22 protein-coding genes are annotated in these 21,519 nt (G+C 70.5%); 12 read left to right on the top strand and 10 right to left on the bottom strand.

Annotated features, from left to right (window positions below; translation table 11 throughout):
• The first annotated feature begins 12 nt into the window (after nucleotides 1-12).
• The 5 genes from RS83_RS01785 to RS83_RS01805 all read left to right on the top strand — a co-directional run bounded on the left by RS83_RS01785 (nucleotide 13) and on the right by RS83_RS01805 (nucleotide 6,342).
• Nucleotides 13-1,056 (top strand): NAD-dependent epimerase/dehydratase family protein, encoded by a 1,044-nt coding sequence (locus RS83_RS01785; RefSeq protein ID WP_045277818.1) that lies wholly within the window; start codon nucleotides 13-15, stop codon nucleotides 1,054-1,056.
• Nucleotides 1,056-2,117 carry a dihydrodipicolinate synthase family protein gene (locus tag RS83_RS01790; protein ID WP_045277787.1) on the top strand — a complete coding sequence of 354 codons (1,062 nt, stop codon included), beginning with the start codon at nucleotides 1,056-1,058 and terminating at the stop codon, nucleotides 2,115-2,117. Before RS83_RS01785 ends, RS83_RS01790 begins: the two co-directional genes overlap by 1 nt.
• Entirely contained in the window at nucleotides 2,114-3,112 is a 999-nt protein-coding gene (locus RS83_RS01795) for a hydroxyacid dehydrogenase (RefSeq protein WP_045277788.1), read from the top strand. The genes RS83_RS01790 and RS83_RS01795 overlap by 4 nt, the downstream gene beginning before the upstream one ends.
• The gene (locus RS83_RS01800) at nucleotides 3,109-4,059 is read left to right on the top strand and encodes a hypothetical protein (RefSeq protein ID WP_045277789.1); all 951 of its coding nucleotides are present in this window, start codon (nucleotides 3,109-3,111) and stop codon (nucleotides 4,057-4,059) included. Before RS83_RS01795 ends, RS83_RS01800 begins: the two co-directional genes overlap by 4 nt.
• Nucleotides 4,060-4,191: 132 nt before the next feature.
• A complete protein-coding gene (locus RS83_RS01805) occupies nucleotides 4,192-6,342 on the top strand; it encodes a peptidase C14 (protein WP_082071472.1) in 2,151 nt (716 codons plus the stop codon).
• Nucleotides 6,343-6,541: 199 nt separating this feature from the next.
• Here RS83_RS01805 and RS83_RS01810 read toward each other — a convergent pair whose 3' ends face one another.
• Both RS83_RS01810 and RS83_RS01815 read right to left on the bottom strand, forming a co-directional pair.
• Nucleotides 6,542-7,369 (bottom strand): SDR family NAD(P)-dependent oxidoreductase, encoded by an 828-nt coding sequence (locus tag RS83_RS01810; RefSeq protein WP_045277790.1) that lies wholly within the window; start codon nucleotides 7,367-7,369, stop codon nucleotides 6,542-6,544.
• The gene (locus tag RS83_RS01815; protein WP_045277791.1) at nucleotides 7,366-8,025 is read right to left on the bottom strand and encodes a GntR family transcriptional regulator; all 660 of its coding nucleotides are present in this window, start codon (nucleotides 8,023-8,025) and stop codon (nucleotides 7,366-7,368) included. Before RS83_RS01815 ends, RS83_RS01810 begins: the two co-directional genes overlap by 4 nt.
• Nucleotides 8,026-8,163: 138 nt before the next feature.
• On the opposite strand from RS83_RS01815, the gene RS83_RS01820 reads away from it, so the two are divergent.
• The 4 genes from RS83_RS01820 to RS83_RS01835 are packed head-to-tail and all read left to right on the top strand — an operon-like array spanning nucleotide 8,164 to nucleotide 12,200.
• On the top strand, nucleotides 8,164-9,570 hold the full coding sequence (locus RS83_RS01820) for a hypothetical protein (RefSeq protein WP_045277792.1): 1,407 nt from the start codon (nucleotides 8,164-8,166) through the stop codon (nucleotides 9,568-9,570).
• Nucleotides 9,567-10,322: an SDR family NAD(P)-dependent oxidoreductase gene (locus tag RS83_RS01825; protein ID WP_045277793.1), complete on the top strand. Its 756-nt coding sequence runs from the start codon at nucleotides 9,567-9,569 to the stop codon at nucleotides 10,320-10,322. Before RS83_RS01820 ends, RS83_RS01825 begins: the two co-directional genes overlap by 4 nt.
• Complete coding sequence (locus RS83_RS01830) at nucleotides 10,319-11,404, top strand: mandelate racemase/muconate lactonizing enzyme family protein (RefSeq protein ID WP_045277794.1); 1,086 nt, start codon at nucleotides 10,319-10,321, stop codon at nucleotides 11,402-11,404. Before RS83_RS01825 ends, RS83_RS01830 begins: the two co-directional genes overlap by 4 nt.
• 1 nt (nucleotide 11,405) lies before the next feature.
• Nucleotides 11,406-12,200: an SDR family NAD(P)-dependent oxidoreductase gene (locus RS83_RS01835; protein ID WP_045277795.1), complete on the top strand. Its 795-nt coding sequence runs from the start codon at nucleotides 11,406-11,408 to the stop codon at nucleotides 12,198-12,200.
• A gap of 83 nt (nucleotides 12,201-12,283) precedes the next feature.
• Here the strand turns inward: RS83_RS01835 and RS83_RS01840 are convergent, their stop codons facing one another.
• Together RS83_RS01840 and RS83_RS01845 are read right to left on the bottom strand one after the other, a co-directional pair.
• The gene (locus RS83_RS01840) at nucleotides 12,284-12,628 is read right to left on the bottom strand and encodes a nuclear transport factor 2 family protein (RefSeq protein WP_045277796.1); all 345 of its coding nucleotides are present in this window, start codon (nucleotides 12,626-12,628) and stop codon (nucleotides 12,284-12,286) included.
• Nucleotides 12,621-13,370, bottom strand: a complete 750-nt coding sequence (locus tag RS83_RS01845) for an SDR family oxidoreductase (protein ID WP_045277797.1) — start codon at nucleotides 13,368-13,370, stop codon at nucleotides 12,621-12,623. The genes RS83_RS01840 and RS83_RS01845 overlap by 8 nt, the downstream gene beginning before the upstream one ends.
• Before the next feature lie 45 nt (nucleotides 13,371-13,415).
• Between RS83_RS01845 and RS83_RS01850 the strand changes: the two genes are divergently transcribed.
• Together RS83_RS01850 and RS83_RS01855 are read left to right on the top strand one after the other, a co-directional pair.
• Nucleotides 13,416-14,390, top strand: coding sequence for a C-terminal binding protein (locus RS83_RS01850; RefSeq protein WP_045277798.1), 975 nt, complete (start codon nucleotides 13,416-13,418; stop codon nucleotides 14,388-14,390).
• A gap of 6 nt (nucleotides 14,391-14,396) precedes the next feature.
• Nucleotides 14,397-15,251: a fumarylacetoacetate hydrolase family protein gene (locus RS83_RS01855; RefSeq protein ID WP_045277799.1), complete on the top strand. Its 855-nt coding sequence runs from the start codon at nucleotides 14,397-14,399 to the stop codon at nucleotides 15,249-15,251.
• A gap of 223 nt (nucleotides 15,252-15,474) precedes the next feature.
• Here RS83_RS01855 and RS83_RS01860 read toward each other — a convergent pair whose 3' ends face one another.
• Both RS83_RS01860 and RS83_RS01865 read right to left on the bottom strand, forming a co-directional pair.
• Nucleotides 15,475-16,323 (bottom strand): SMP-30/gluconolactonase/LRE family protein, encoded by an 849-nt coding sequence (locus tag RS83_RS01860; RefSeq protein WP_045277800.1) that lies wholly within the window; start codon nucleotides 16,321-16,323, stop codon nucleotides 15,475-15,477.
• Nucleotides 16,320-17,111 (bottom strand): hypothetical protein, encoded by a 792-nt coding sequence (locus RS83_RS01865; protein ID WP_156153080.1) that lies wholly within the window; start codon nucleotides 17,109-17,111, stop codon nucleotides 16,320-16,322. The genes RS83_RS01860 and RS83_RS01865 overlap by 4 nt, the downstream gene beginning before the upstream one ends.
• A gap of 59 nt (nucleotides 17,112-17,170) precedes the next feature.
• Between RS83_RS01865 and RS83_RS01870 the strand changes: the two genes are divergently transcribed.
• On the top strand, nucleotides 17,171-17,695 hold the full coding sequence (locus tag RS83_RS01870; protein ID WP_045277802.1) for a hypothetical protein: 525 nt from the start codon (nucleotides 17,171-17,173) through the stop codon (nucleotides 17,693-17,695).
• 119 nt (nucleotides 17,696-17,814) lie between these two features.
• On the opposite strand, the gene RS83_RS01875 is transcribed toward RS83_RS01870, so the two are convergent.
• The 4 genes from RS83_RS01875 to purL all read right to left on the bottom strand — a co-directional run bounded on the left by RS83_RS01875 (nucleotide 17,815) and on the right by purL (nucleotide 21,193).
• Nucleotides 17,815-18,252, bottom strand: a complete 438-nt coding sequence (locus RS83_RS01875) for a VOC family protein (protein WP_045277803.1) — start codon at nucleotides 18,250-18,252, stop codon at nucleotides 17,815-17,817.
• A 48-nt stretch (nucleotides 18,253-18,300) separates the two neighbouring features.
• Nucleotides 18,301-18,651: a TraR/DksA family transcriptional regulator gene (locus RS83_RS01880; RefSeq protein WP_045277804.1), complete on the bottom strand. Its 351-nt coding sequence runs from the start codon at nucleotides 18,649-18,651 to the stop codon at nucleotides 18,301-18,303.
• Nucleotides 18,652-18,713: 62 nt separating this feature from the next.
• Nucleotides 18,714-18,866, bottom strand: coding sequence for a hypothetical protein (locus tag RS83_RS18875; protein ID WP_197072044.1), 153 nt, complete (start codon nucleotides 18,864-18,866; stop codon nucleotides 18,714-18,716).
• Nucleotides 18,866-21,193: a phosphoribosylformylglycinamidine synthase subunit PurL gene (purL, locus tag RS83_RS01885; RefSeq protein WP_045277805.1), complete on the bottom strand. Its 2,328-nt coding sequence runs from the start codon at nucleotides 21,191-21,193 to the stop codon at nucleotides 18,866-18,868. The genes RS83_RS18875 and purL overlap by 1 nt, the downstream gene beginning before the upstream one ends.
• Between the last annotated feature and the right edge of the window lie 326 nt (nucleotides 21,194-21,519).

Genomic DNA, 21,519 nt, shown 5'->3' on the forward strand with positions numbered 1-21,519 from the left:
GGAATGCAGCACATGACTCAGCACAGCTCCAACACATTCGCCTCGGAGGCGGAGCTCGAAGAGGCCCTGGCCACGCCGAGCGCCGGACTCGTCGAGGACCTCGCGCGGGGCGCGGGCGATCTCGTGATCCTCGGCGCCGGCGGCAAGATGGGCCCGACCCTGGCGATGCTCGCCCGTCGCGGCATGGACGCCGCAGGACGACAGGACGATGCGGTCTACGCCGTCTCGCGCTTCGGCGACGCCGCGATCCGCGAGCACCTCGAGCGAGCCGGCGTGCACGTCGTCTCGTTCGACCTGATCGACAATGACGACTTCTCGTCGCTGCCGGATGCTCCGAACGTGGTGTTCATGGTCGGCGCGAAGTTCGGTGCGGCGACCAACGCCTCGTGGGCGTGGGAAGTCAACGCCGCCCTGCCCGACCGGGTGGCGCGCCGCTACCGAGACAGTGCGATCTCGGTGCTCTCCACCGGCAACATCTACCCCTTCGTTCCTGCCTCCTCCGGCGGAGCATCCGAAGAGCTCGCGCCCTCGCCGATCGGGGAGTACGCGCAGTCGTGCCTCGGCCGCGAGCGCGTGTTCGAGTTCGGCGCCCAGGAGCGCGGCACGAAGGTCGCGATCATCCGCCTGAACTACGCGGTCGACCTGCGCTACGGCGTGCTCGCCGACATCGGCAGCGCCGTGCACGCCGGGGAGCCGGTCTCGGTCGCCACCGCGAACGTGAACGTGATCTGGCAGGGCTACGCGAACGAGGTCGTGCTGCGCAGCCTCGTGCACGCGTCGACCGACCCCTTCACGATCAACCTCACCGGCCCCGAGCTGCTGAGCGTCGAATCCATCGCCCGGCGCTTCGGCACGCTGTTCGACCGCGAGGTCACCCTCGTCGACGAGCCGCTGCCGACCGCGCTGCTCAGCGACGCCCGACGCTGCATGGCGCTGTTCGGCTACCCCTCGGTCTCGGCCGAGACGCTGATCGGCATGCAGGCCGAGTGGATCGCCGGCGGCCTGCCGATGATCGCCAAACCCACCAAGTGGGCCGTGCGGGACGGGAAGTTCTGATGACGGTGCCGACGCTGCGCCCCGAGGCAGCGGCGACCCTCGCCCGCGGCGCCGTGATCCCGGCGCACCCCCTCGCGCTCACGGCGGAGCGCACGCTCGACGAGCGCCGTCAGCGCGCGCTCACCCGGTACTACCTCGACGCGGGTGCCGGTGGCATCGCGGTCGGCGTGCACACCACGCAGTTCGAGATCCGCGACCCGGAGCACGCCCTGTTCGAGCCGGTGCTCGCGCTCGCCGCCGAGGAGCTGGATGCCCGTGCCGGCGCGGATGTCGTGCGCATCGCCGGCGTCACCGGTGACACCGCACAGGCGGTGGCCGAGGCGCAGCTGGCCCGCGATCTCGGCTACGACGCGGTGCTGCTGAGCCCCCGCGTCGAGGGCGCAGACGATGCGGCGCTGCTCGACCGAGCGCGCGCCGTCGGCGAGGTCAGCCCGCTGGTGGGCTTCTACCTGCAGACCGCGATCGGCGGGCCGGTGCTCGATCGCGGCTTCTGGCGCGAGTTCGCGTCGATCCCCTCGGTGGTGGCCGTCAAGGCAGCGCCCTTCGACCGCTATCGCACGCTCGAACTCGTGCGTGGCGTCGCCGCCTCCGGTCGTGCAGACGAGATCGCTCTGTACACGGGCAACGACGATGCGATCGTCGCCGACCTGCTCTCGGAGTTCCATGTCGATTCGCCGACGGGGGAGCGCGCGCTGCGTTTCGTCGGCGGGCTGCTCGGGCAGTGGGCGGTCGGCACGAGGGCGGCGGTCGCGCTGCTCGAGCAGGCGCGTCGGGCGATGGCGGGGGATGCCGAGGCGTACCTCGGACTCGGGCTCATCGCCTCCGACATGGTCGACGTGAACCAGGCCGTGTTCGACCCGGCGAACGACTTCCACGGCGTGATCGCCGGCGTGCACGAGATGCTCCGCCAGCAGGGGCTGCTCGACGGCGTCTGGTGCCTCGACCCCGACGAGGGGCTCTCGCCGGGACAGGCAGAGGAGATCGAACGCGTGCGTCGCGAGCACCCCGCACTGAATGATGACGCGTTCATCGCCGAGCACCTCGAGGCGTGGTTGCGATGAGCGCCTCCAGCGTCGTCGCGGCCGTCTCGGCGGAGCTCTGCACGGAGTTCTTCGCCGAGGCCGATGTCGAGCGCCTGCACGCCGTGGCGGCGAGGCTCGGCGGATCGTTCCAGCGCGTCGACCGGCTGGCGGATGCCGAGCTCGGCAGTGCACGCGTCGTCATCACGAGCTGGGGTGTCGGTCCGTTCGACGCGGCGATGCTGGCGACCATGCCGGCGCTGCAGCTCGTGGCGCACACCGGCGCGTCGATCAAGGCCTTCGCGACCGAGGAGCTGTTCGATCGCGGCGTCGCGGTGACCCAGGCGGGCGCGGCGATGGCGCGGCCGGTGGCCGAGGTGTCGCTGGCCTTCACGCTCGCACTGCTGCACCGGATCCCCGAGCTGCACAACGCGGTGCGCGCTGGCGGGTGGTACGACGCGGCTGCGGTCGGCGCCCAGCACGAGATCTCGGGCGCACCGATCGCGGTGATCGGTGCGTCGCGCACCGGTCGCGCGTACCTGACGATGATCAGCGCCCTCGGCGCCGAGCCGCTGCTGGTCGATCCGACGCTCGATGCGGATGCCGCAGCTGCCCTCGGCGCAGAGCTCGTCTCGCTCGACGAGGCGCTGCAGCGGGCGCGCATCGTCGCGGTGCACGCGCCGACGCTGCCGGAGACGCACCACCTGATCGGCCGCCGCGAGCTCGCCCTGCTGCGCGACGGCACCGGTCTGGTGAACACGGCGCGGTCGTGGCTGGTCGACGAGGCCGCACTGGTCGATGAGCTGCGCAGCGGACGGATCAGCGCCGCGATCGACGTGTTCGACGAAGAGCCGCTCGCGGCCGACAGCCCGCTCCGTTCGCTGCCGGGGGTGCTGCTCACCCCGCATCGGGCAGCCGGCACGACCGAGGGCCGTCGTCGCGGTGGGCGCATCGTCGTTGACGACATCGATGCCTTCGCCGACGGCAGGCCGCTCGAGCATGCGATCGACCGTGCCCAGTTGTCCTCGATGGCATGACCGGGTCACCGCTGCGCGTCGCCTTCGCGGGGCTCGCGCACTCGCATCCGTCGACGGATGCCGCCACGATGCGAGCGCTCGGAGCGGAGGTCGTCGGCGTGCACGATGCGGATGCGTCCTCGAGCGTCGAGTTCGCGGCGCGCTTCGGCGGTGCGGCGGTGACCTCGGTCGACGAGCTGCACGCGCTGCGACCCGACCTGGTGATCGCGACGCCACGCCCGCACGAGGTCGTGCCGTTCCTGCGGGCGCTCACGGTCGACGGCGGCGCACCGCTGTTCCTGAACAAGGTCGTGGCCGCGACCGACGAGCAGCTCGCAGCGCTCGACCGGGTGATCGATGCGGCCGCCGCTGCTGTGGGCACGAGCTCGCCGCTGCGCTTCGCCCCCGCGCTTCGCGCCTTCGCCGACGGCATCCGCTCGGACGAGGTGCTGAGCATCCGGGTGCTGGCGCAGCACGACAACGCGGCCTTCCAGCTGCCGGGCCGCTCGTGGCAGGACGACCCGGCGCTCGGCGGCGGCACCCTGGTGACGGTCGGTGTGCACGCGTGGGAGATGCTCGACGTCGTCGCGCCGGGTGCCGAGCTGCTCGGCGGATCGGGCTGGACTCGCAGATCGCCCGGGTCGTCCACGCGGTCAGAGGATGCCGGTGGGCTCGACGGTCTGCTGCGGGTCGGGAATGATGCGGTGCCGATCCAGGTGCTGATCACCGGCGTGCCAGGGCCCGACGCGTACGGCATCGAGGTCGTGACGGCATCCGGCATCAGCTCGCTCGCCCTGTCGACGGATGACGCGAACGAGTCGCTCGGCTTCCGAGGTCTGGGGAGCGCGCTGCTCGCCGAGAGCGCGCACCGTCGCGTCGCGGCTCCCTGGGCCGAGGCGCGCACCGTCGTCGCGAACACGATCCGCGCGGCCGGGCTGGCGAGGGCGCCAGACCCGGCCTCGGAGTGAGGGACGGCACCACGGAACGGCCTGTCCGGAGCTTCCGCTCCGGCACTGGGGGCCTTGGGGACTGACTGGAACAACCCGCGCGACCGTCGAGTCGCGCGCAGGAGCGGCGCACCGCCGCGAGGAGGACACACCATGACGTATCAGGAGAACACCGACACGGCAGCTCTGCGCAGCAGGCGCATGCTCCTCGCGGGCTTCGGCGCCGCGGCCATCGGCGGCGTCGCAGCCGTCGCCACCACCGCACCGGCGCAGGCCGCAGGGCCGGTCGCGCCGCTGAGCTCGTCGAGCTCGAAGTCCGTCGGCAACGCGGGACTCGCGACCGACCTGCCTTCGCTCAAGGGCAAGAACGGCGACCTCGTCCGCACGGCCGGCTACGCCACCCCCGGAGACGGCGGCGACGGCCTGTACCGCTTCGTGAAGAAGGATGCCCCCGCCGTGAACGGCGGCACCGTGATCGCAGCGCGCAAGGAGGGCGTCTGGGTGCTCGTGCACGCCGGCGTCGTGGACTTCCGGGCCTTCGGCATCTTCGATGCGAGCGTGCCCGCCGACGACGCGCTCGACGCGATGGTCGGCGACGCCGCGATCCACCGCATCGAGGCGCACACCGATCTGAACTTCGTGCGCCGGCACCGCTTCACGCGGTCGAACCTCGCCTTCGACTTCGGCAACCACCTGATGACGACGCAGGGGATCGAGAACGCACCGAAGGACGACCCGTTCGCCGCGGTCATGTTCTTCCGCGGCGAGGTGACGGATGCCGTGCAGGAAGCCCGCCTGAACGAGACCGTGCCCGATCTCGCCGACATCTTCCCGGTCGCGGACTCCTCGTTCTTCACGGTGGGCGACTGGTACGCCGCCGAGGTGAACGCGCTCACCGGCCGCTGGGAGCGCGAGCTGCAGCGCCTCGTGCAGGTGACGCAGATCGTCGACGGCACCCACATCAGGGTCAACTACAAGAACGGCTGGCCGCTCGGCAAGGACCGCACGATCACCTGGCGTCGCGTCGTGCCGGTGCAGGACGTGACGGTCTCGAACCTGAAGTTCCTCGGCACCGGCACCGATGAGTACACGGGCTCGCATCCGCTGGCGTTCGAGTACGCGGTGCGCTGCGATGTCGACCACATCGACGGCACCGGCACGTTCTGGCCGCTCATCCAGCGCCGCTGGAACACGTACTACTCCACCGTGAGCTGCACGCTGAAGAACCCGACCTCGGTCACCTGGGGCGGCGCCGGCTACCTGACGCAGCAGATCTACTGCCTGTACGGCTACGTCGCCAACTGCCACACGGCGAATGCGCGGCACCTGAACGACTTCACCGCGAGCGCCTATTGCCTGGTCGAGAACTGCCATGGCGACGGAGACGATCAGGGCCCGTTCGTGACGCACGGGCAGTACGAGCACGACCTCACCTACACCGGCAACTCGGGCCTCATGACGTTCGCGAACTCCGGTGCGGCCTGGGGATCCGCGGCGAAGCGCATCACGGTGCGCAAGCACGTGTGCTCGTGGTTCGTCGCCAGGGTGCGCATCACCGACCTCACGCTCGAAGACGTGCAGGTGATCGGCAAGCCCTCGCTCGCGGGTTCCGGGATGCTCTGGATCAACGCCGACGGTGCGCAGCTGCGCGGCTGCACGGCATCCGACACCCTCATCATCACGCAGCAGTCGGATGCCTCGGCGCGTCCCAACGTCATCGCCGACTCGCACTTCACGTTCGTCGCGGCCGGCGGTGAGCTCACGAGCGCCGCGGTCACGACGCCGGTGACGTTCGTCGACACGGTGCTCAGCGGCGTCGGCGGACTGAAGATCACCGGGCCAGGCGCCGTGACGTTCCGCGGGTCGACGCTGACGGCTGCCGATGATGCGGTGCCGATGGTCTCGTCATCCGCCCGGCTGCGGTTCGAGGGGTCGACGCTGCGCAACGCCAGGGTGGCTGCGGCGCGCGGTGAGCGCCAGGCCGTCGAGGTCGCTGGCTCCGATGTGGCGACCGTCGGCGGCACGGGCATCGCGCGCACCGGTGCCGGCGAGCTGCACGTCACGCTGTCGGACAGCACGTTCCGGGCGGAGGGCGCCGCGACCCACGTCGCGATCAAGACCGGCGCCACGCACTACCGGGCCGTGGGCAACCGTTTCGAGGGCGGGGCGATAGAGCTCGCCGACGGTGCATTCGGGTCGTCGTCGACGCTGATCCACACGGCGAACGTCGAGTCCGGCGTGACCCGTGCGGCGTTCCCCGCCGAGGGCGACCGCGTCGTCGACACGGCGAACATCGCGGTCTGACGTGCGTTCGTGGTGGGGGCGCTTCGACAGGCTCAGCGACCCAGTCGGCGCCCCCGTCCTCCCCTGGGTCCCTGAGCTTGTCGAAGGGCCCCGGCACCTCTGGGCCCCCGACCACCTCTGGGTCCCTGAGCTTGTCGAAGGGCCCCGCCACCGCTGGGTCCCTGAGCGCCTCTGGGTCCCTGAGCTTGTCGAAGGGCCCCTACCGCCCGACGAGCTCGGCACTGCGCTGCCAGAGCGCCTCCGCGAGCGCGGCATCCTCAGCCTGCGGGTTGACCTTGCTGCTGAGTGTGCGCTCGTCGTAGTAGGCACCGGAGAACCAGGTCTCGTCGGGCGTGCCTTCGATGAACCAGCGCAGGATCGCGCCGCCCTCGTCGGTGCCGGTGAGCAGGATGCGGCCGAGGAAGCTGCGGTAGATCACCCGCATGATGCTCGACGAGTCGGCGGCGAAGTTGGTCCGAACGGTGCCGGGGTGGAACGCGACCGAGCTCAGTCCATCCGCATGGAACTTCGTGTGCAGGCTCTTCGTGAAGAGCACGTTCGCGAGCTTCGCGTCGCCGTAGGCCTTGTTGGCGCTGTACTTCTTGGTGTTGTCGAGGTCGTCGACGTCGATGTGACCGAAGAGGCGGTGGCCGACGCTCGAGGTGTTGATGACGGCGGCATCCGATGCCAGCAGGGTCGGCAGCAGCAGGTTCGTCAGCAGGAACGGCGCGAGGTGGTTGACCTGGATGGTCTTCTCGAAGCCGTCGACGGTCGGCGTGCGGTCGCCGAAGATGCCGCCTGCGTTGTTCGCCAGCACGTCGATGCCGTCGTCGCCCACCGCGTCGGTGAGCTTCGCGGCGAGTTCGCGCACGTCGTCGAGGCGGGCGAAGTCGGCGGTGAAATGCTCGGCGCCGGTCTCGTCGGCGACGGCCTTCGTCTTCTCTGGCGATCGTCCGACGAGGATCAGTCGATTGCCGGATGCGGCGAGCTGGCGAGCGGCGGCTGCGCCGATCCCGTCGGATGCTCCGGTGATGACGATCGTGCTCATGCGGGGTCTCCATCGGTCGGGGTGATGCGTTCGACTGCGCGAGTGACGTGCTCCGCGATCACGGTGCGTGCCTGCTCCGGGTCGCCGCTGGCGATCGCGTCGACGATCTCCTGGTGGCTGCGCACGTGCTGCTGCTGTTCTTCGACGCCGAGCGCATCGTTCGCGGCGCGGATGAATCCGGCGATGCGGCCGCGCAACTGCGAGCTGATCTCGTCGAGGAAGCGGTGCTGCGCGAGGTCGGCGAGCGTCTCGTGGAACCGTCGGTCCTGCCGCAGCACCTCATCGATGTCGCCGGGGGCGGCTGCGCCCATCGCATCGACGATCGCGCCGAGGCGGGCTGCGGCATCCGCGTCCCACCGCTCCTGCACCCGGATCGCCATGAACTGCTCGAGCACGATGCGCAGGCTCGAGATCTCTTCGAGGTCGGATGCCGTGAGCTCGGCGACCCGCGCTCCGCGCCGTGGCTCTCGCACGATCAGGCGCTCTTCCGCCAGGCGGGTCAGCGCCTCGCGTACCGGGATGTGGCTGACGCCGAGCCGTTGGGCGAGCGTGCGTTCGACGAGCCGTTCGCCCGGCGCGAGCTCACCCGAGTGGATCGCGGCGCGCAGCTCATCGGCCACCTGCTCGGCGACGTTCCGGTCTGACACGGTGCGCATGGGGATCCCTCTCCGAGCCGCCGGCCGAGGGGCATCACGACCGTCACGCGCTCGCACCGATGCTATGGCATCCGTCGCTGAGCTTCCTGACGCCAGCGGCCGTGCGTCGGCGTCGTCCGTCAGAGGAGAGGAACCCCGATGAGTCCGACCGTGATCGGCGACCGCATCCGCGTGCCGCGCACCGCCGCCAGGGTGGGGGTGGCCCGCCGCGACATCACCCCGCCCATCGGCATCCGTGCGAAGAACTGGGGGCCGGCCGACTGGGAGCGGTCGGAGGGCGCGCATCGCCCGTTCGAGCTGACCGCGCTCGCCCTGATCGCCGACGACGACCGGTCGCGCGTGCTGCTCGCGGCGGACGGCACGTGGTGGCGTCGCGTCGCCGATGAGCAGGGTGTGCGCGGCGCGATCCTCGACGGTCTCGGACTCGACCCAGACCAGCTCATGCTCTCGCTGTCGCATACCCATGCCGGTGCCGTGCTGTGCGCTGCGGATGCGCAGCTGCCCGGCGGTGAACTGATCCCCGGGTACCTGGCGGCGCTCGCCGCAGCCGGCATCGTCGCCGGTCGCGAAGCGCTCGACACCGCGCGGCCGGGCCTCATCGAGTGGACCGCCGGATGCTGCACGCTCGCAGCCGACCGCGAGCTCGACCTCGACGGGCGAGCGCTCGTCGGATACAACCCCGAGGGCGCGGCTGACGACACCGTCACGATCGGGCGGATCAGCGTCGACGGCACCGTGCGCGCGACGCTCGTGAACTACGCGTGCCACCCGACGACGCTCGCCTGGCAGCACCGGGAGGTGTCGCCGGACTACGTCGGGGCGATGCGCGAGATCGTCGAGGCCTCGACGGGCGCGCCCTGCCTTTTCGTGCAGGGGGCTTCGGGGGAGCTCGCGCCGCGCGAGCAGTACACCGGCGATGTCTCGGTCGCCGACCGGCACGGGCGCTCGCTCGGGCATGCCGTGCTCACGGCTCTTGAAGCGCTGCCGGCGGTCGGCGAGGAGCTGGCGCTCGACCGAGTGGTCGAGTCCGGGGCCCCGCTCGCGATCTGGGCAGGTCGGGCCGTCGGGGGCGGGACGGATGCCGCGGCATCCCTGACCGCCGTCGAGCTGCCGCTGCGCGACCTGCCGACCCTCGACGAGCTCGCCGAGGAGTGGAGGGACATCGATCCCCGATCCCGAGAGGAACGGCTCGGCCGGGCCCGCAATCTGCGCGACGGCTACATCGACGGGCCGACCGTGCAGCATCCGCTCTGGGCGTGGCGGTTCGGCGATGCCGTGCTCGTCGGGCATCCCGGCGAGGCGTACTCGCGCCTGCAGACGGCGCTGCGTGCGCGGTTCCCGGAGACGCCGATCGTCGTGATGAACCTCACGAACGGTCCCGGCTTCGTCTACCTGCCGACCCGCGACGCCTACGACCGCGGTGCCTATCAGGCGTGGCAGACCCCGCTCGCGCCGGGTGCGCTCGAACTGCTCACCCAGCACGCGATCCAGGTGGTCGCGGCCCTCGTCGATCACGACCCCACCCCGACCAGAGGAGAGACATGACCAACCCCGTCGCCATCGTCACCGGAGGATCCGCCGGCATCGGCTGGGAGATCGGCCAGCGCCTCGCCGATGACGGGTACACCGTCGTCGCGGCCGACCGCGTGCCCGGCCTCACCGCGGGCGAGAACCCGGCCGGCATCCGCTGGCGCGAGCTCGACGTCACCGACCACGACGGCGTCGACCGCGTGTTCGGCGAGATCGAGGCCGAGTTCGGGCCGATCGAGGTGCTGGTGAACAACGCCGGCATCCAGCGGCACCGGGGCATCGAAGACCTCAGTTGGGACGAGTGGGCTGCCGTGGTCGACGTGAACCTGCACGGCGTCTTCTCGGCGCTGCAGGCAGCAGGACGACGGATGCTGGCACGCGGCGATGGCCGGATCGTGAACATCTCGTCGATCTCCTCGCGAGGGTCAGCGGGTCGAGCACCCTATGCCACGACGAAGGCTGCGGTGATCGGCCTCACCTCGACCGCCGGCGCGGAGTGGGCGTCGCGCGGCGTGCGGGTGAACGCGGTGGCGCCGGGCTACGTCGACACCGGCGTCTTCCGGCAGGGCGTCGAGGCCGGCACGCTGAGCCTCGACACGATCCTGTCGCGCATCCCGGCGAAGCGTCTGGGCGATGCGAGCGAGATCGCGGCGGCGGTGAGCTTCCTCGTGTCGGATCAGTCGCGGTACATGCACGGGCAGACGCTCTACGTCGACGGCGGCTTCATGGTCGACTACGGCGTGCCGCTCGCGAGGAAGCCCGAATGACCGAGATCGCGCGCATCGAGACGGCGACCGTGCAGCTGCCGCTCCCGGCGCCGCTGCGCCTCGGCGCGATGACCGTGACGCGCCGCGAGTACACCGCGGTACGGGTGACGGATGCCGACGGCGTCTCGGGCATCACCTACTGTCTGTCGCGCGAGGCGCCGATGGCCGAGATCGTCGAGCGTCTCGTCGCCGGCCACGCGATCGGCGCGGATGTCGACGACCCCGCGTCGACGTGGGAGCGGATGCTCCGCGGCAGCGCGATCGTCGGCCGCGTCGGCCTGGTGCGGCGTGCGATCGGGCTCGTCGACATCGCCCTGTGGGATGTCGCCGCCCGCCGCGCCGGTGTGCCGCTGTGGCGGATGCTGGGCACCGGCGATGCGCCGCGGGATGCGATGCTCGTCGCCGCGTATCCTTCTGCGCCCCGCTCACCGAGGGAGGTCGCAGACGAGGTGCTGGGTCAGGCGACCGGCTGGTCGCAGGTGAAGATCTCACGCATGCCCGAACCGGCATATATGCGTGAGCTGCTCGGGCTGCTCCGCGATGAGCTGCCTGCCGAGACCGGACTGGTGGTCGACGTCGGCTTCGGCTGGCGCGACGCGGAGGAGGCGCTGGCCGAGATCGCGCAGTGGGGTGACCCGCGGCTCGCATGGTTGGAGGATCCGTTGCTCCCGGAGGATGCGGAGGGATGCGCACGCATCCGTCGAGAGAGCGGGCTGCGGGTGTCCGTCGGCGACGAGGTGACCGACCCAGCGGTGCTGCAGGCCCTCGTCGAGCACGAAGCGGTCGACGTGCTCCGCCTCGATGTCGTGGCGATCGGCGGGGTGACGCCGGCGCGCGAAGTGATCGCGTGGGCATCCGAGCGGTGCGTGCCGGTCTCGGGTCACGTGTATCCCGAGGTCACGGCGCACCTCGGCATCGGCGTCGAGACGTTCGCCCGAGGCGCGAACCCGTACGATCCGGCGCCCTCGTTCATCGTCGGCGGTCCGTCGTTCGAGGGGCTGGTTCGCCCGACGGATGCCGTCGGTCTCGGGTTCACGCTCGACCCGGCGGTCTTCGCGTTCGACACGGTCGAGAGGGGCTGAGATGGCCGATTCCGCGCGCAGTGCCGTGGTGACCGGCAGCGGCAAGGGCATCGGGCGGGCGGTCGCCGAGCGGCTCACCGCCGACGGCTGGATCGTCGTCGGCCTCGAGCGCTCTCCCGGCTCGGGCACGGTCGACGACGGGATCGTCGCCGAGGTCGTGCTGGGCGATGCATCCGATCGGGCCGTGCACGAGCGCGCGGCCACGGCTGCCAGGGCTCGCGCGCCGCTCGCCGGGTGGGTGAACAACGCCGGCATCACGAAGCGCACGCCGCTGCATGAGCTCGACGAGACCACGGTGCGCGAGATCCTCGACATCAACGGGTTCGGCTACCTCTGGGGATGCTCCGCCGCCGTCTCGGCGTTCATCGACCAGGGCGTCGCGGGCGCGATCGTGAACATCGGCTCGATCCACGGCCGCTCGAGCTTCGTCGACCACGCTGCCTACGAGTTCACGAAGGGCGGCATCGACGCGCTCACCCGCAGCGTGGCCGTGAGCTACGGCGGACTCGGCATCCGTGCCAACACCGTGGCGCCCGGCGGCGTGCGCACCCCGCACCTCGACGCGCAGATCGCCGCCGCCGCCGACCCCGCGGCCGAGGAGCGCGCGCTCACCGAGGGGCCGCCGATGGGACGCATCGCCCGCGCCGAGGAGGTCGCCGCGCTCACGGCGTTCCTGCTGTCCGACGCCGCGCCGTACGTGTCGGGGCAGTCCATCGCGGTCGACGGCGCGTGGACCGCATCCTTCGGCCGCATCGCGACCGACCCTGCGCTGCGGGCACGGTTCGGGCGTGGGTGAGCGGGCGTCGGGAGGAGAACTCTCTCTCGGGAGGAGCCTTCGTCGGCAATGCTCCTCCCGACAGGGAGTTCTCCTCCCGAGGCTCAGGCCTTGAGCATCGAGGCCCGCGCGATCAACCCGTCGACGACGTCGAAGGTCGCGATGGTCTCGGTCGCGACGCCGGCGTTGATGACGCGCTCCTGCGCGACGACCCAGCGGATGCCGAACAGCACGGTCGCGTCGATCACGCACGAGAGTTCCGGGTTCCGCAGCCGCGGCGCGTAGAACGCCCTGATCGCCGTCGAGCCGACGAGCGGGTCGGGCGCGACGCCCGTGATCACGGCATCCGCCGCGTAGGTCGCGACGAAGGCATCGAGGTCATGCGCGTTGAACGCGTCGAGCTGCGCCTGCACGGTGTCGAGGGCGGAGCGGTCGGTGCGGTCAGTCAATGCGAACGCCTCCGTTCACGTCGTAGGTCGCGCCCGTGATGAAGCCGGCGCGGGGCGAGGCGAGCGAGGCGATGATCCAGGCGACGTCGGCCGGCTGTCCGAACGCGCCGAGCGGGATGCCGGCCTCGAGCTTCTCGCGTCTCTCGCCCTGCAGCTGGTCGGTGATCGCGCTCGTGACCGGACCGGGCGTCACGGCGTTGACGCGGATGCCCTCGTTCGCGAGGTGCCTGGCGAAGCTGCGCGTGATGGCGAGCAGTGCGCCCTTGCTGGCCGCATAGTGGATGCCGGTCTGCAGCGCGCCGACCTGTCCGGCGATCGAGGCGATGTTGACGACCGAGCGGTCGCCCGCCGCGGCACGCAGCAGCGGCAGCGCGGCGCGGGTCAGGAAGAACGTGCCGCGTGCGTTGGTCTCGAGCACGAAGTCCCACTCGTCGATGTCGATGTCCTCATACGGCGTGTACGGGCAGACACCGCCGTTGTTGACGAGCACGTGCAGCTCGCCCCACGTCGAGGTCAGCTCGTCGATGAGCGCTGCGATCGAGTCGGGTTCGCGCAGGTCGAGTCGCGAGACGTGTACCTCGGCGGCGCCGGCTGCCCGGCACTCCTCCGCGACCCGGGCTGCTTCGGCCTCGCGCCCGGTGTAGGTGAGCCAGAGCGCGGTTCCCTCGCTGGCGAGTTCGAGTGCGGCGGCGGTTCCGATCCCGGAACTGGCCCCTGTGATGAGCGCGCGGCGAACAGTCATGGCTCGATGCTATACCCATCTGCTATTTGCTATAGCATCTCTCCCATGACTCAGCCTCTCATCCTCGTCAGCGACTGCGACCTGCCGGGAACCGTCATCGAAGACACCCTGCGGCAGGCAGGACTCCGCGCCGAGCGCTCGGCATCCGGAGCCATCGACGACCTCGCAGCCCTCGGTGCGGATGCCGAGGGACTCGTCGTCCAGTGGGCGCAGATCACGGGCGAGGTGATGGATCGGATGCCGAAGCTCCGCATCATCAGCCGCGTCGGCATCGGCTACGACATGATCGACGTCGAAGCGGCGGCCGCCCGCGGCATCGCCGTGGCGAACACCCCGAGCTACTGCATCGAAGAGGTCGCAGCGCACACGATCGCGATGATCATGACCCAGGCCCGCGGCCTCCCCGCCTACGACCGCGCGGTGCGCGCCGGCACCTGGAAAGCGGTCGACGCTCAACCGCTCGCCGTGCGCCCATCGACCACCACCGTGTCGGTGCTCGGCTTCGGACGCATCGGCTCGATCGTCGCCCGCGGATGCCGGGCGCTCGGGTTCCGCGTGCTCGTCGCCGACCCGTACGCCTCGGCCGAGGCGGTGCGCGGGGCCGGATGCGAGCTCGTCGAGATTCCGGATGCCGTGGCCGGCGCCGACATCCTCACGCTCCACGTGCCGCTGACCGATGCGACCCGCCACCTGATCGATGCAGCCGCGCTCGCGACCATGCGGCAGGGCGCCGTCGTCGTGAACACCTGCAGGGGGCCGCTCATCGACGAGGACGCGCTCGCCGCCTCGCTGCGCGCCGGGCACCTGGGCGCTGCCGCCCTCGATGTCTTCGCGGGCGAGCCCCTCGCCGCCGATTCGCCGCTGCGCGATCTCGACCAGGTGCTGCTCACCCCGCACGCGGCCTGGTACTCGCCCGAAGCCCTCGCCGATCTGCCGGTGCACGCGGCCGAGAACGTCATCCGATTCCTGGCCGGCGAGTCCGTGCCGATCGTCAACCCGACCTTCGCCGACGCGCGCTGACCCGCCATGGAACTCCTGCGACTCGGCCCGATCGGCCACGAGCGTCCGTACGTCCACGACGACGGCACCGTCTTCGACCTCACCACCCTGACCTCCGACATCGATGGCGCGTTCCTCGCCGCTGATGGCATCGCCCGCGTTCGGCAGGCGCTGCGGCGCGGCGAACTCGATGCGGCCGAGGTCGATGGCCTGCGAATCGGCGCCCCCATCGCGCGCCCGACCGCCGTGATCTGCATCGGACAGAACTACGCGGCCCACGCCGCCGAATCGGGGGCGGAGCCGCCGGAGCATCCGGTCGTCTTCTTCAAGCATCCGAACACGATCGTCGGCCCCGACGACGTCGTGCTGCTTCCGCCCGGTGCCGAGAAGGTCGACTGGGAGGTCGAACTCGCGATCGTGATCGGCGCGACCGCGCGATACCTCTCGTCGCCGGATGCCGCGCGCGAGGTCATCGCCGGCTACACGATCTCGAACGACGTCTCCGAGCGCGCGTACCAGCTCGAGGTGTCCGGCGGGCAGTGGTCGAAGGGCAAGTGCTCCGAGACGTTCAACCCGCTCGGTCCGGCGCTCGTGCCAGCCGACGAGGTCGATCCGAAGGCGCTGCGACTCCGGTCGTTCGTGAACGGCGAGCCGCGCCAGGACTCCTCGACGGCCGACATGATCTTCCCGGTGCTGCAGATCGTGCACGAGCTCAGCCAGTACCTGGTGCTCGAACCGGGCGACGTGATCAACACGGGCACCCCGCAGGGCGTCGCACTGTCAGGGCGCTTCCCGTACCTGCAGCACGGCGATGTGATGGAGATCGAGATCGAGGGACTCGGGCGTCAGCGCCAGCGCACGGAACGCGTGCACCTGGCCTGATCCGCTGCGGCGGGTGCTCTGTGCGTGCAGGCGTGCTGGGCAGGCAGGCAGGCGTGCTGCGCAGGTGTCGCAGATGGCCGCCTCGTGCGTCCGGATGCGGCCCTTCGCGCCCCCTCCTTCTGGGCGGGTGTCGCAGTTGGCCGCTTCGCGCGCCAGGATGCGGCCATTCGCGACACCTACTGCAGCACGCGACCCCAACAAAGAGTCCAGCCCGTGAAGCCCCTCAGCCTGCGAAGGGCAGCACGGGGATGCCGCGGGCGCCGGGCCGTACCGCGTACAGCGAGCCGGCGTCGGTGCCGTGATCGGCTGCCAGTCCTTGCGCCGAGGTCGTGATGTAGAGCGTGCCGAGGTCGTCATCGCCGAACGTGCAGGCGCTCACCTGCGGCACCGGCAGCTCGATCGTCGCGATCAGCTCGCCGGCCGCGTCGTACCCGTGCACGGCGCTGCCACCCCAGAGCGCGACCCACACGCTGCCGTCCGCGGCGACCGTGAGGCCGTCGGGCGAGCCCTGGTCCTCGGGGATCCGCACGAACACGCGGCGACCCCCGAGCTCACCGCGATGGGTGTCGAACACGTCGATGCGATGCGCTGCGGTGTCGACGTAGTACGCCCGTCGTCCGTCGTGCGAGAAGCCGATCCCGTTCGAGATGGTGGTCTTCGGCAGCACCGTTGTCACGGCGAGCTCGGCGTCGAGGCGCAGCAGCACCCCGGCATCCGCTTCCGCTTCGTATCCCATCGAACCGGCGAGCAGTCGCCCGACCGGGTCGCAGCATCCGTCGTTCATCCGCACCGTCGGGTCGTCGAGCAGCGCCGTGACGGCGCGGAACTCCGCGTTCGGATCGTCGGCGAGGTACAGGGTGCGCGCCCCGGCTGCGACGATCCCGCCGTTCCGCCGCGGTCGCGCGAACGCGAGGTATTCGTCGTCGATGTGCTGTCGTGCGACGCCGTCGGCGCGCAGCGTGAGCAGGTCGCCCGCGTTCCCGTCGACCCAGCGCAGTCCGCCCCATGCCGTCGACCACACCGGGGCCTCGGCGTGGTGCGCGACGGGGCCGGTGACGTTCTCGGGCGTCATGCGCCTTCTCGCGGTCGGCGCAGCGGATCGGCGATCGGCATCCGCTGCGGTTCCGGTGCAGGGGCAGCCGGCGCGACCGGCGCCGCGATCTCCCTGGCGACCTGCTTCTCGAGCACCGTGACGGCATCGTCGGAGAGCAGGATCAGCCCGTCCAGCTCTTCGCGCACGCGTTTGTAGGCCACGTTGCGCTCTGCCTGGGTGGCCGACTCGTCGACCGCGACCTTGAGCAGCTGCTGCGCGCGGTCGAGTCGCTTGCGCTCCGGCTCGGTGAACGTCGAGTCGCGCAGGCGCCTGGCATCCTTCTCGGCGATCTCGAACGCGACCGCATAGTCGCCGACCGCCTGCAGGTACTCGCCGACCTGGGTGTCGCTGACCTTCGCGTCGGTCGATGCCGGGCGCAGCGCGTCGGCCTTCTTCTTGGCTCTGAGGAACGCGGCCGTCAGCGGCTGCCGGCCGTCGCTCATGGCGGGGAATGCGATCAGCTTCGCGACATCGAGCTCGTAGTCGAGCCAGCGGGCGGTGACCTCGTCGTGCTCGGTGAACAGGCGTCCGAGCAGGTCATCGGACGGGACGGATGCCGAGGTGTCGACGAACGACGGACCGCGCAGCTTCGCCTGGCGGGAGACGCCCCGCGCTTCGATCTCGGCGGTCCGCAGCTGCGTCTTCAGGCGGAGGGTCTCCAGGCGCCGCTCATGACGGCGCTTCGCGTTGCGCTCCCACGCCTTCGCGACGCCGCCGGCCATTCCCATGAGCGGGAAGAGCAGCCACCAGTAGTTCCACCATTCCATGATGTGCTCAGCCTACTTCTCGCACCGTCCCCGCACGCAGTGCTTGATAGCGTCGGAGCATGACCGCTCTCGTGCTGAAGATCGTCCTCGTGGTGATCGCGCTGCTGTTCGTGGTGGTCATCGTGCGCTCGCTGTTCCTGCGGCCGAACAGCTCGGCGAAGCGGATCGTCCGGATCCGCCTCCACAAGGCCGTCGGTTTCGTCGCCGCGGCGCTGCTCGCCCTTGGCCTGTTCGCGTCGGTGCTCGGATTCGGCAGTGGTGACATGCGCGACCCGGTGCCGTTCCGCATCGCCTCCGTGGTGCTCGTCGTGGCTGGGCTGCTCGTGCTGCTGGCGTACCGCAACTGGTACCTCGAGCCAGGGCGTGACGAGATCGTGTTCCGCACGGTCTTCGGTGCAGAGCGAGTCATCCGTCATCGCGACATCGTCTCCCAGCGCAGCACCGTGCGACGCGGCAGAAGGATCATCACGGTGACGTCGTCGGACGGCACGAAGCTGCGGGTCGACGTGACGACGCACGGGCTGTCGCAGCTCGCCGCGGCCGCGGAACGCGCAGCAGCCAGCCGCGCTCCCGCCCAGCCCTGAGTTCGGTTCCTCTCGCGGCGCGCGCTTCGGAGTTCTGCGGGATCTCGGATGCCGTGGCGGCACCGCATCCGAAATGGTGCAGATCTCCGAGGTGCGGCAGTGATGCGCGCGACCCCCGCTCAGCCCTTCGTGAGGTCCTGCGCGAACATCACGATGATGCCGCTCGGACCACGCAGGTAGGTGAGCTTGTACACGTCCTGGTAGTTGGCGACGCCGCGCAGCGGGTGGTAGCCATGCCGTGCTGCGATCGCGAGCGACTCGTCGATGTCGTCCACCGAGAAGGCGATACGGTGCATCCCGATCTCGTTCGGCAGCGTGGGTTCGGTCTCGATCGCGTCGGGGTGGATGTATTCGAACAGCTCGATCTGCCCGTGTCCGTCCGGCGTCTGCAGCACCGCGATCCGTGCGTGGTTGCCGTCGAGGCCGACGGCGGTGGACGCCCATTCGCCGCTCACCTCGTCTCGGCCGAGCACGGTGAGCCCGATGTCGGTGAAGAACGAGATGGTTGCTTCGAGGTCACGCACGGCGATGCCGACGTTCTCCATCTTGATGGCCATGGGGTGGATGCTATCCCGCGCGGCGCGATGTGTCAGCGCCGCCGTCGCTCAGTGGCCGAGCTTCTCGGCGCACACCACGCAGTACTCCGCGAACGGACGTGCGTCGAGCCGGGCGGCGGGGATCGGTTTCCCGCATCGGGCGCAGATGCCGTAGGTGCCGGCATCCGTCCGGGCGAGCGCGTCGTCGACCTGCTGGAGCTCGGATGCCGCGGCCTCGGCGAGCCCGCTCAGACGTGACCACTCCGACGACAGCGTCACGCCCTCCGGGTCGTGCTCGTCGTCGTCGTTCGCGCCCTCGCGATCGTGCATGAGCGCCGCCAGCGCTGCGGCCGTGGACTCGACACGCGCCACCGCCTGCGCGCGCAGCGCATACAGGAGTTCGCGCGGATCGGTCGCCATGCCCACACTCTAGGCGCGGCATCCGACATGCGGCACCGCCGCCCCGCCCGTCGCGACCGAGGTCAGATGGGCAGCAGCGCGATCAGGGTCGCCCCGCCACCACCGAGGATGAGGGCGATGATGACGGTCCACGCGATGATGCGCAGGCGCCGATTCCGACGCTCGCCGAGGTCGCCGTAGTCTTCGCTCGGCTCGGGTCGGCTGAGCTCGCTCATCAGGCCACCGGCTCCGAGACGGTCGGTCCGAAGTACGACGGCAGCGTGGCGTTCGAGCGCTCGCGCAGCTCGGCGGCAGACACCGTGAAGACGTCCTGCACCTCGAGCTGCGGCTCGGTGTCGGTCACGCCGATGCGCGCCACCGGGTATCCGCGACCCTCGCACAGTCCGCGGAACTTCACGTCGTCCTCGCGGGGCACGGTCACCAGCACGCGGCCGGTCGACTCCGAGAACAGGGCGGATGCGGCATCCACTCCGTCGCGCTCGATGATCTCGTTCAGCCAGACGCGCGCGCCGACGCCGAAGCGCATGACGCCCTCGGCGAGGGACTGCGCGAGGCCACCCTCGGAGAGGTCGTGCGCCGAGGAGATCAGCCACTCGTCACGCGCTGCCGACAGCAGACCGGCGAGGCGCTTCTCACCGGCGAGGTCGACCTTCGGGGGGAGCCCGCCGAGGTGGTCGTGCACGACCTCGGCCCACGCCGAACCCGAGAGCTCGGTCGCGGTGGTGCCGAGGAGGTAGATGTTCTGACCGATGTCCTGCCACCCCGAGGGGATGCGGCGCGAGACGTCGTCGATGATGCCGAGCACGCCGACGAGCGGGGTCGGGTGGATCGGCACGTCGCCGGTCTGGTTGTAGAACGAGACGTTGCCGCCGGTGACCGGGGTGCCGAGCTCGTAGCATCCGTCGGCCAGGCCGTCGACCGTCTGGCCGAACTGCCACATGACCTCGGGGTTCTCCGGCGAGCCGAAGTTCAGGCAGTCGGTGATCGCGGTCGGCACTGCACCGGTGACGGCGACGTTGCGGTACGCCTCGGCCAGTGCGATCTGCGCACCCGCGTACGGGTCGAGCTGGCTGTAGCGGCCGTTGGCGTCGGTCGAGATGGCGAAGCCGAGGCCGGACTCCTCGTCGACGCGGATCATGCCGGCGTCGTCGGGGAAGCTCAGCGCCGTGTTGCCGAGCACGTAGTAGTCGTACTGGTTGGTGATCCAGCTCGTGTCGGCCAGGTTCGGCGACGCGACGAGGGCGAGGAACTGCTCGCGCAGCGTCTCGGGGTCGTTCGAGCGGGGGAGGTTCTCCGCGGCATCCGCCTGCAGTGCGTCGATCCACGTCGGGTACGCGACCGGGCGGTCGTAGACCGGGCCGTCGACCGCGACGGTCGAGGGGTCGACGTCGACGATGCGCTCGCCCTGCCAGTCGATGATGAGGCGTCCGTCGCCGGTGACCTCGCCGAGCACGGAGGTCTCGACCTCCCACTTGTTCACGACGGCCATGAACGCGTCGAGCTTCTCGGGCGCGACGATCGCCATCATGCGCTCCTGCGACTCCGACATGAGGATCTCCTCGGCCGTGAGCGTGGGGTCGCGCAGCAGCACGTTGTCGAGCGAGACCTTCATGCCGCTGTTGCCGTTGGCTGCGAGCTCGCTGGTCGCGCACGAGATGCCGGCGGCACCGAGGTCCTGGATGGCCTCGACGAGCTCGCCGCGGTACAGCTCGAGGCAGCACTCGATGAGCACCTTCTCGGCGAAGGGGTCGCCGACCTGCACTGCGGGGCGCTTGGTGGGCCCGCCGTCGGCGAAGGTGTCGGATGCCAGGATGCTGGCGCCGCCGATGCCGTCGCCACCGGTGCGAGCGCCGAAGAGCACGACCTTGTTGCCGACGCCGGTCGCGTTCGCGAGCTTGAGGTCTTCGTGACGCAGCACGCCCACCGCGAGCGCGTTCACGAGCGGGTTGGCCTGATAGACCGAGTCGAACACCGTCTCGCCGCCGATGTTCGGCAGTCCGAGGCAGTTGCCGTAGAAGCTGATGCCGCTCGTCACGCCGTGCACGACGCGGGCGGTGTCGGGGTGGTCGATCGCGCCGAAGCGGAGAGCGTCCATGACGGCGACCGGGCGGGCGCCCATCGAGATGATGTCGCGGACGATGCCGCCGACGCCGGTCGCCGCGCCCTGGAACGGCTCGATGAACGACGGGTGGTTGTGCGACTCGGCCTTGAAGGTGACGGCCCAGCCCTCGCCGACGTCGATGACGCCCGCGTTCTGGCCCATGCCCACCATCAGGCGTTCCTTCATCTCATCGGAGACCTTCTGGCCGAAGCGGCGCAGGTAGTTCTTGCTGCTCTTGTACGAGCAGTGCTCGCTCCACATGACGGAGTACATCGCCAGCTCGCCCGACGTGGGGCGGCGGCCGAGGATCTCGCGGATCCTCGCGTACTCGTCATCCTTGAGGCCGAGGGCGCCGTACGGCTGCTCCTTCTCGGGCGTCGCGGTCGCGTTCTCGACAGAGTCGGGAACGTGCTTGTGGGAAGGTGCAGGGGCGGTGGTCACGCGCACTCCAAGGGAAGGGGCCGGCGGGCGTGTCCAGTCTACCGGCGCTGGGTTCGGTGCTTCGCCCCGCCCCCGCGGCCCCCTTTGGGTCCCTGAGCCTGTCGAAGGGCCCTGCCCCCTGGGTCCCTGAGCTTGTCGAAGGGCCCTGCCCCACGCCCGCCTCCAGGCAGGTGTCGCACATGGCCGCATCCGCTCTCGGATTGCGGCCATCCGAGACACCTCTCCCTCTGCAGGTGTCGCGAATGGCCGTCTCCCCGCCCTCGAGGCGGCCATCCGCGACCCCGCCCCGTGCGTTCCTGACCCCCCTGGGTCCCTGAGCCCACAGG

Source organism: Microbacterium oxydans (assembly GCF_000956525.1).
Classification (GTDB): Bacteria; Actinomycetota; Actinomycetes; order Actinomycetales; family Microbacteriaceae; genus Microbacterium; species Microbacterium oxydans_A.

Excerpts from the sequence above, each read along its gene's own strand:
- RS83_RS01785 (WP_045277818.1), top strand. The coding sequence starts at position 13 with ATGACTCAGCACAGCTCCAACACATTCGCCTCGGAGGCGGAGCTCGAA.
- RS83_RS01790 (WP_045277787.1), top strand. The coding sequence starts at position 1,056 with ATGACGGTGCCGACGCTGCGCCCCGAGGCAGCGGCGACCCTCGCCCGC.
- RS83_RS01795 (WP_045277788.1), top strand. The coding sequence starts at position 2,114 with ATGAGCGCCTCCAGCGTCGTCGCGGCCGTCTCGGCGGAGCTCTGCACG.
- RS83_RS01800 (WP_045277789.1), top strand. The coding sequence starts at position 3,109 with ATGACCGGGTCACCGCTGCGCGTCGCCTTCGCGGGGCTCGCGCACTCG.
- RS83_RS01805 (WP_082071472.1), top strand. The coding sequence starts at position 4,192 with ATGACGTATCAGGAGAACACCGACACGGCAGCTCTGCGCAGCAGGCGC.
- RS83_RS01810 (WP_045277790.1), bottom strand. The coding sequence starts at position 7,369 with ATGAGCACGATCGTCATCACCGGAGCATCCGACGGGATCGGCGCAGCC.
- RS83_RS01815 (WP_045277791.1), bottom strand. The coding sequence starts at position 8,025 with ATGCGCACCGTGTCAGACCGGAACGTCGCCGAGCAGGTGGCCGATGAG.
- RS83_RS01820 (WP_045277792.1), top strand. The coding sequence starts at position 8,164 with ATGAGTCCGACCGTGATCGGCGACCGCATCCGCGTGCCGCGCACCGCC.
- RS83_RS01825 (WP_045277793.1), top strand. The coding sequence starts at position 9,567 with ATGACCAACCCCGTCGCCATCGTCACCGGAGGATCCGCCGGCATCGGC.
- RS83_RS01830 (WP_045277794.1), top strand. The coding sequence starts at position 10,319 with ATGACCGAGATCGCGCGCATCGAGACGGCGACCGTGCAGCTGCCGCTC.
- RS83_RS01835 (WP_045277795.1), top strand. The coding sequence starts at position 11,406 with ATGGCCGATTCCGCGCGCAGTGCCGTGGTGACCGGCAGCGGCAAGGGC.
- RS83_RS01845 (WP_045277797.1), bottom strand. The coding sequence starts at position 13,370 with ATGACTGTTCGCCGCGCGCTCATCACAGGGGCCAGTTCCGGGATCGGA.
- RS83_RS01850 (WP_045277798.1), top strand. The coding sequence starts at position 13,416 with ATGACTCAGCCTCTCATCCTCGTCAGCGACTGCGACCTGCCGGGAACC.
- RS83_RS01855 (WP_045277799.1), top strand. The coding sequence starts at position 14,397 with ATGGAACTCCTGCGACTCGGCCCGATCGGCCACGAGCGTCCGTACGTC.
- RS83_RS01860 (WP_045277800.1), bottom strand. The coding sequence starts at position 16,323 with ATGACGCCCGAGAACGTCACCGGCCCCGTCGCGCACCACGCCGAGGCC.
- RS83_RS01865 (WP_156153080.1), bottom strand. The coding sequence starts at position 17,111 with ATGGAATGGTGGAACTACTGGTGGCTGCTCTTCCCGCTCATGGGAATG.
- RS83_RS01870 (WP_045277802.1), top strand. The coding sequence starts at position 17,171 with ATGACCGCTCTCGTGCTGAAGATCGTCCTCGTGGTGATCGCGCTGCTG.
- RS83_RS01875 (WP_045277803.1), bottom strand. The coding sequence starts at position 18,252 with ATGGCCATCAAGATGGAGAACGTCGGCATCGCCGTGCGTGACCTCGAA.
- RS83_RS01880 (WP_045277804.1), bottom strand. The coding sequence starts at position 18,651 with ATGGCGACCGATCCGCGCGAACTCCTGTATGCGCTGCGCGCGCAGGCG.
- RS83_RS18875 (WP_197072044.1), bottom strand. The coding sequence starts at position 18,866 with ATGAGCGAGCTCAGCCGACCCGAGCCGAGCGAAGACTACGGCGACCTC.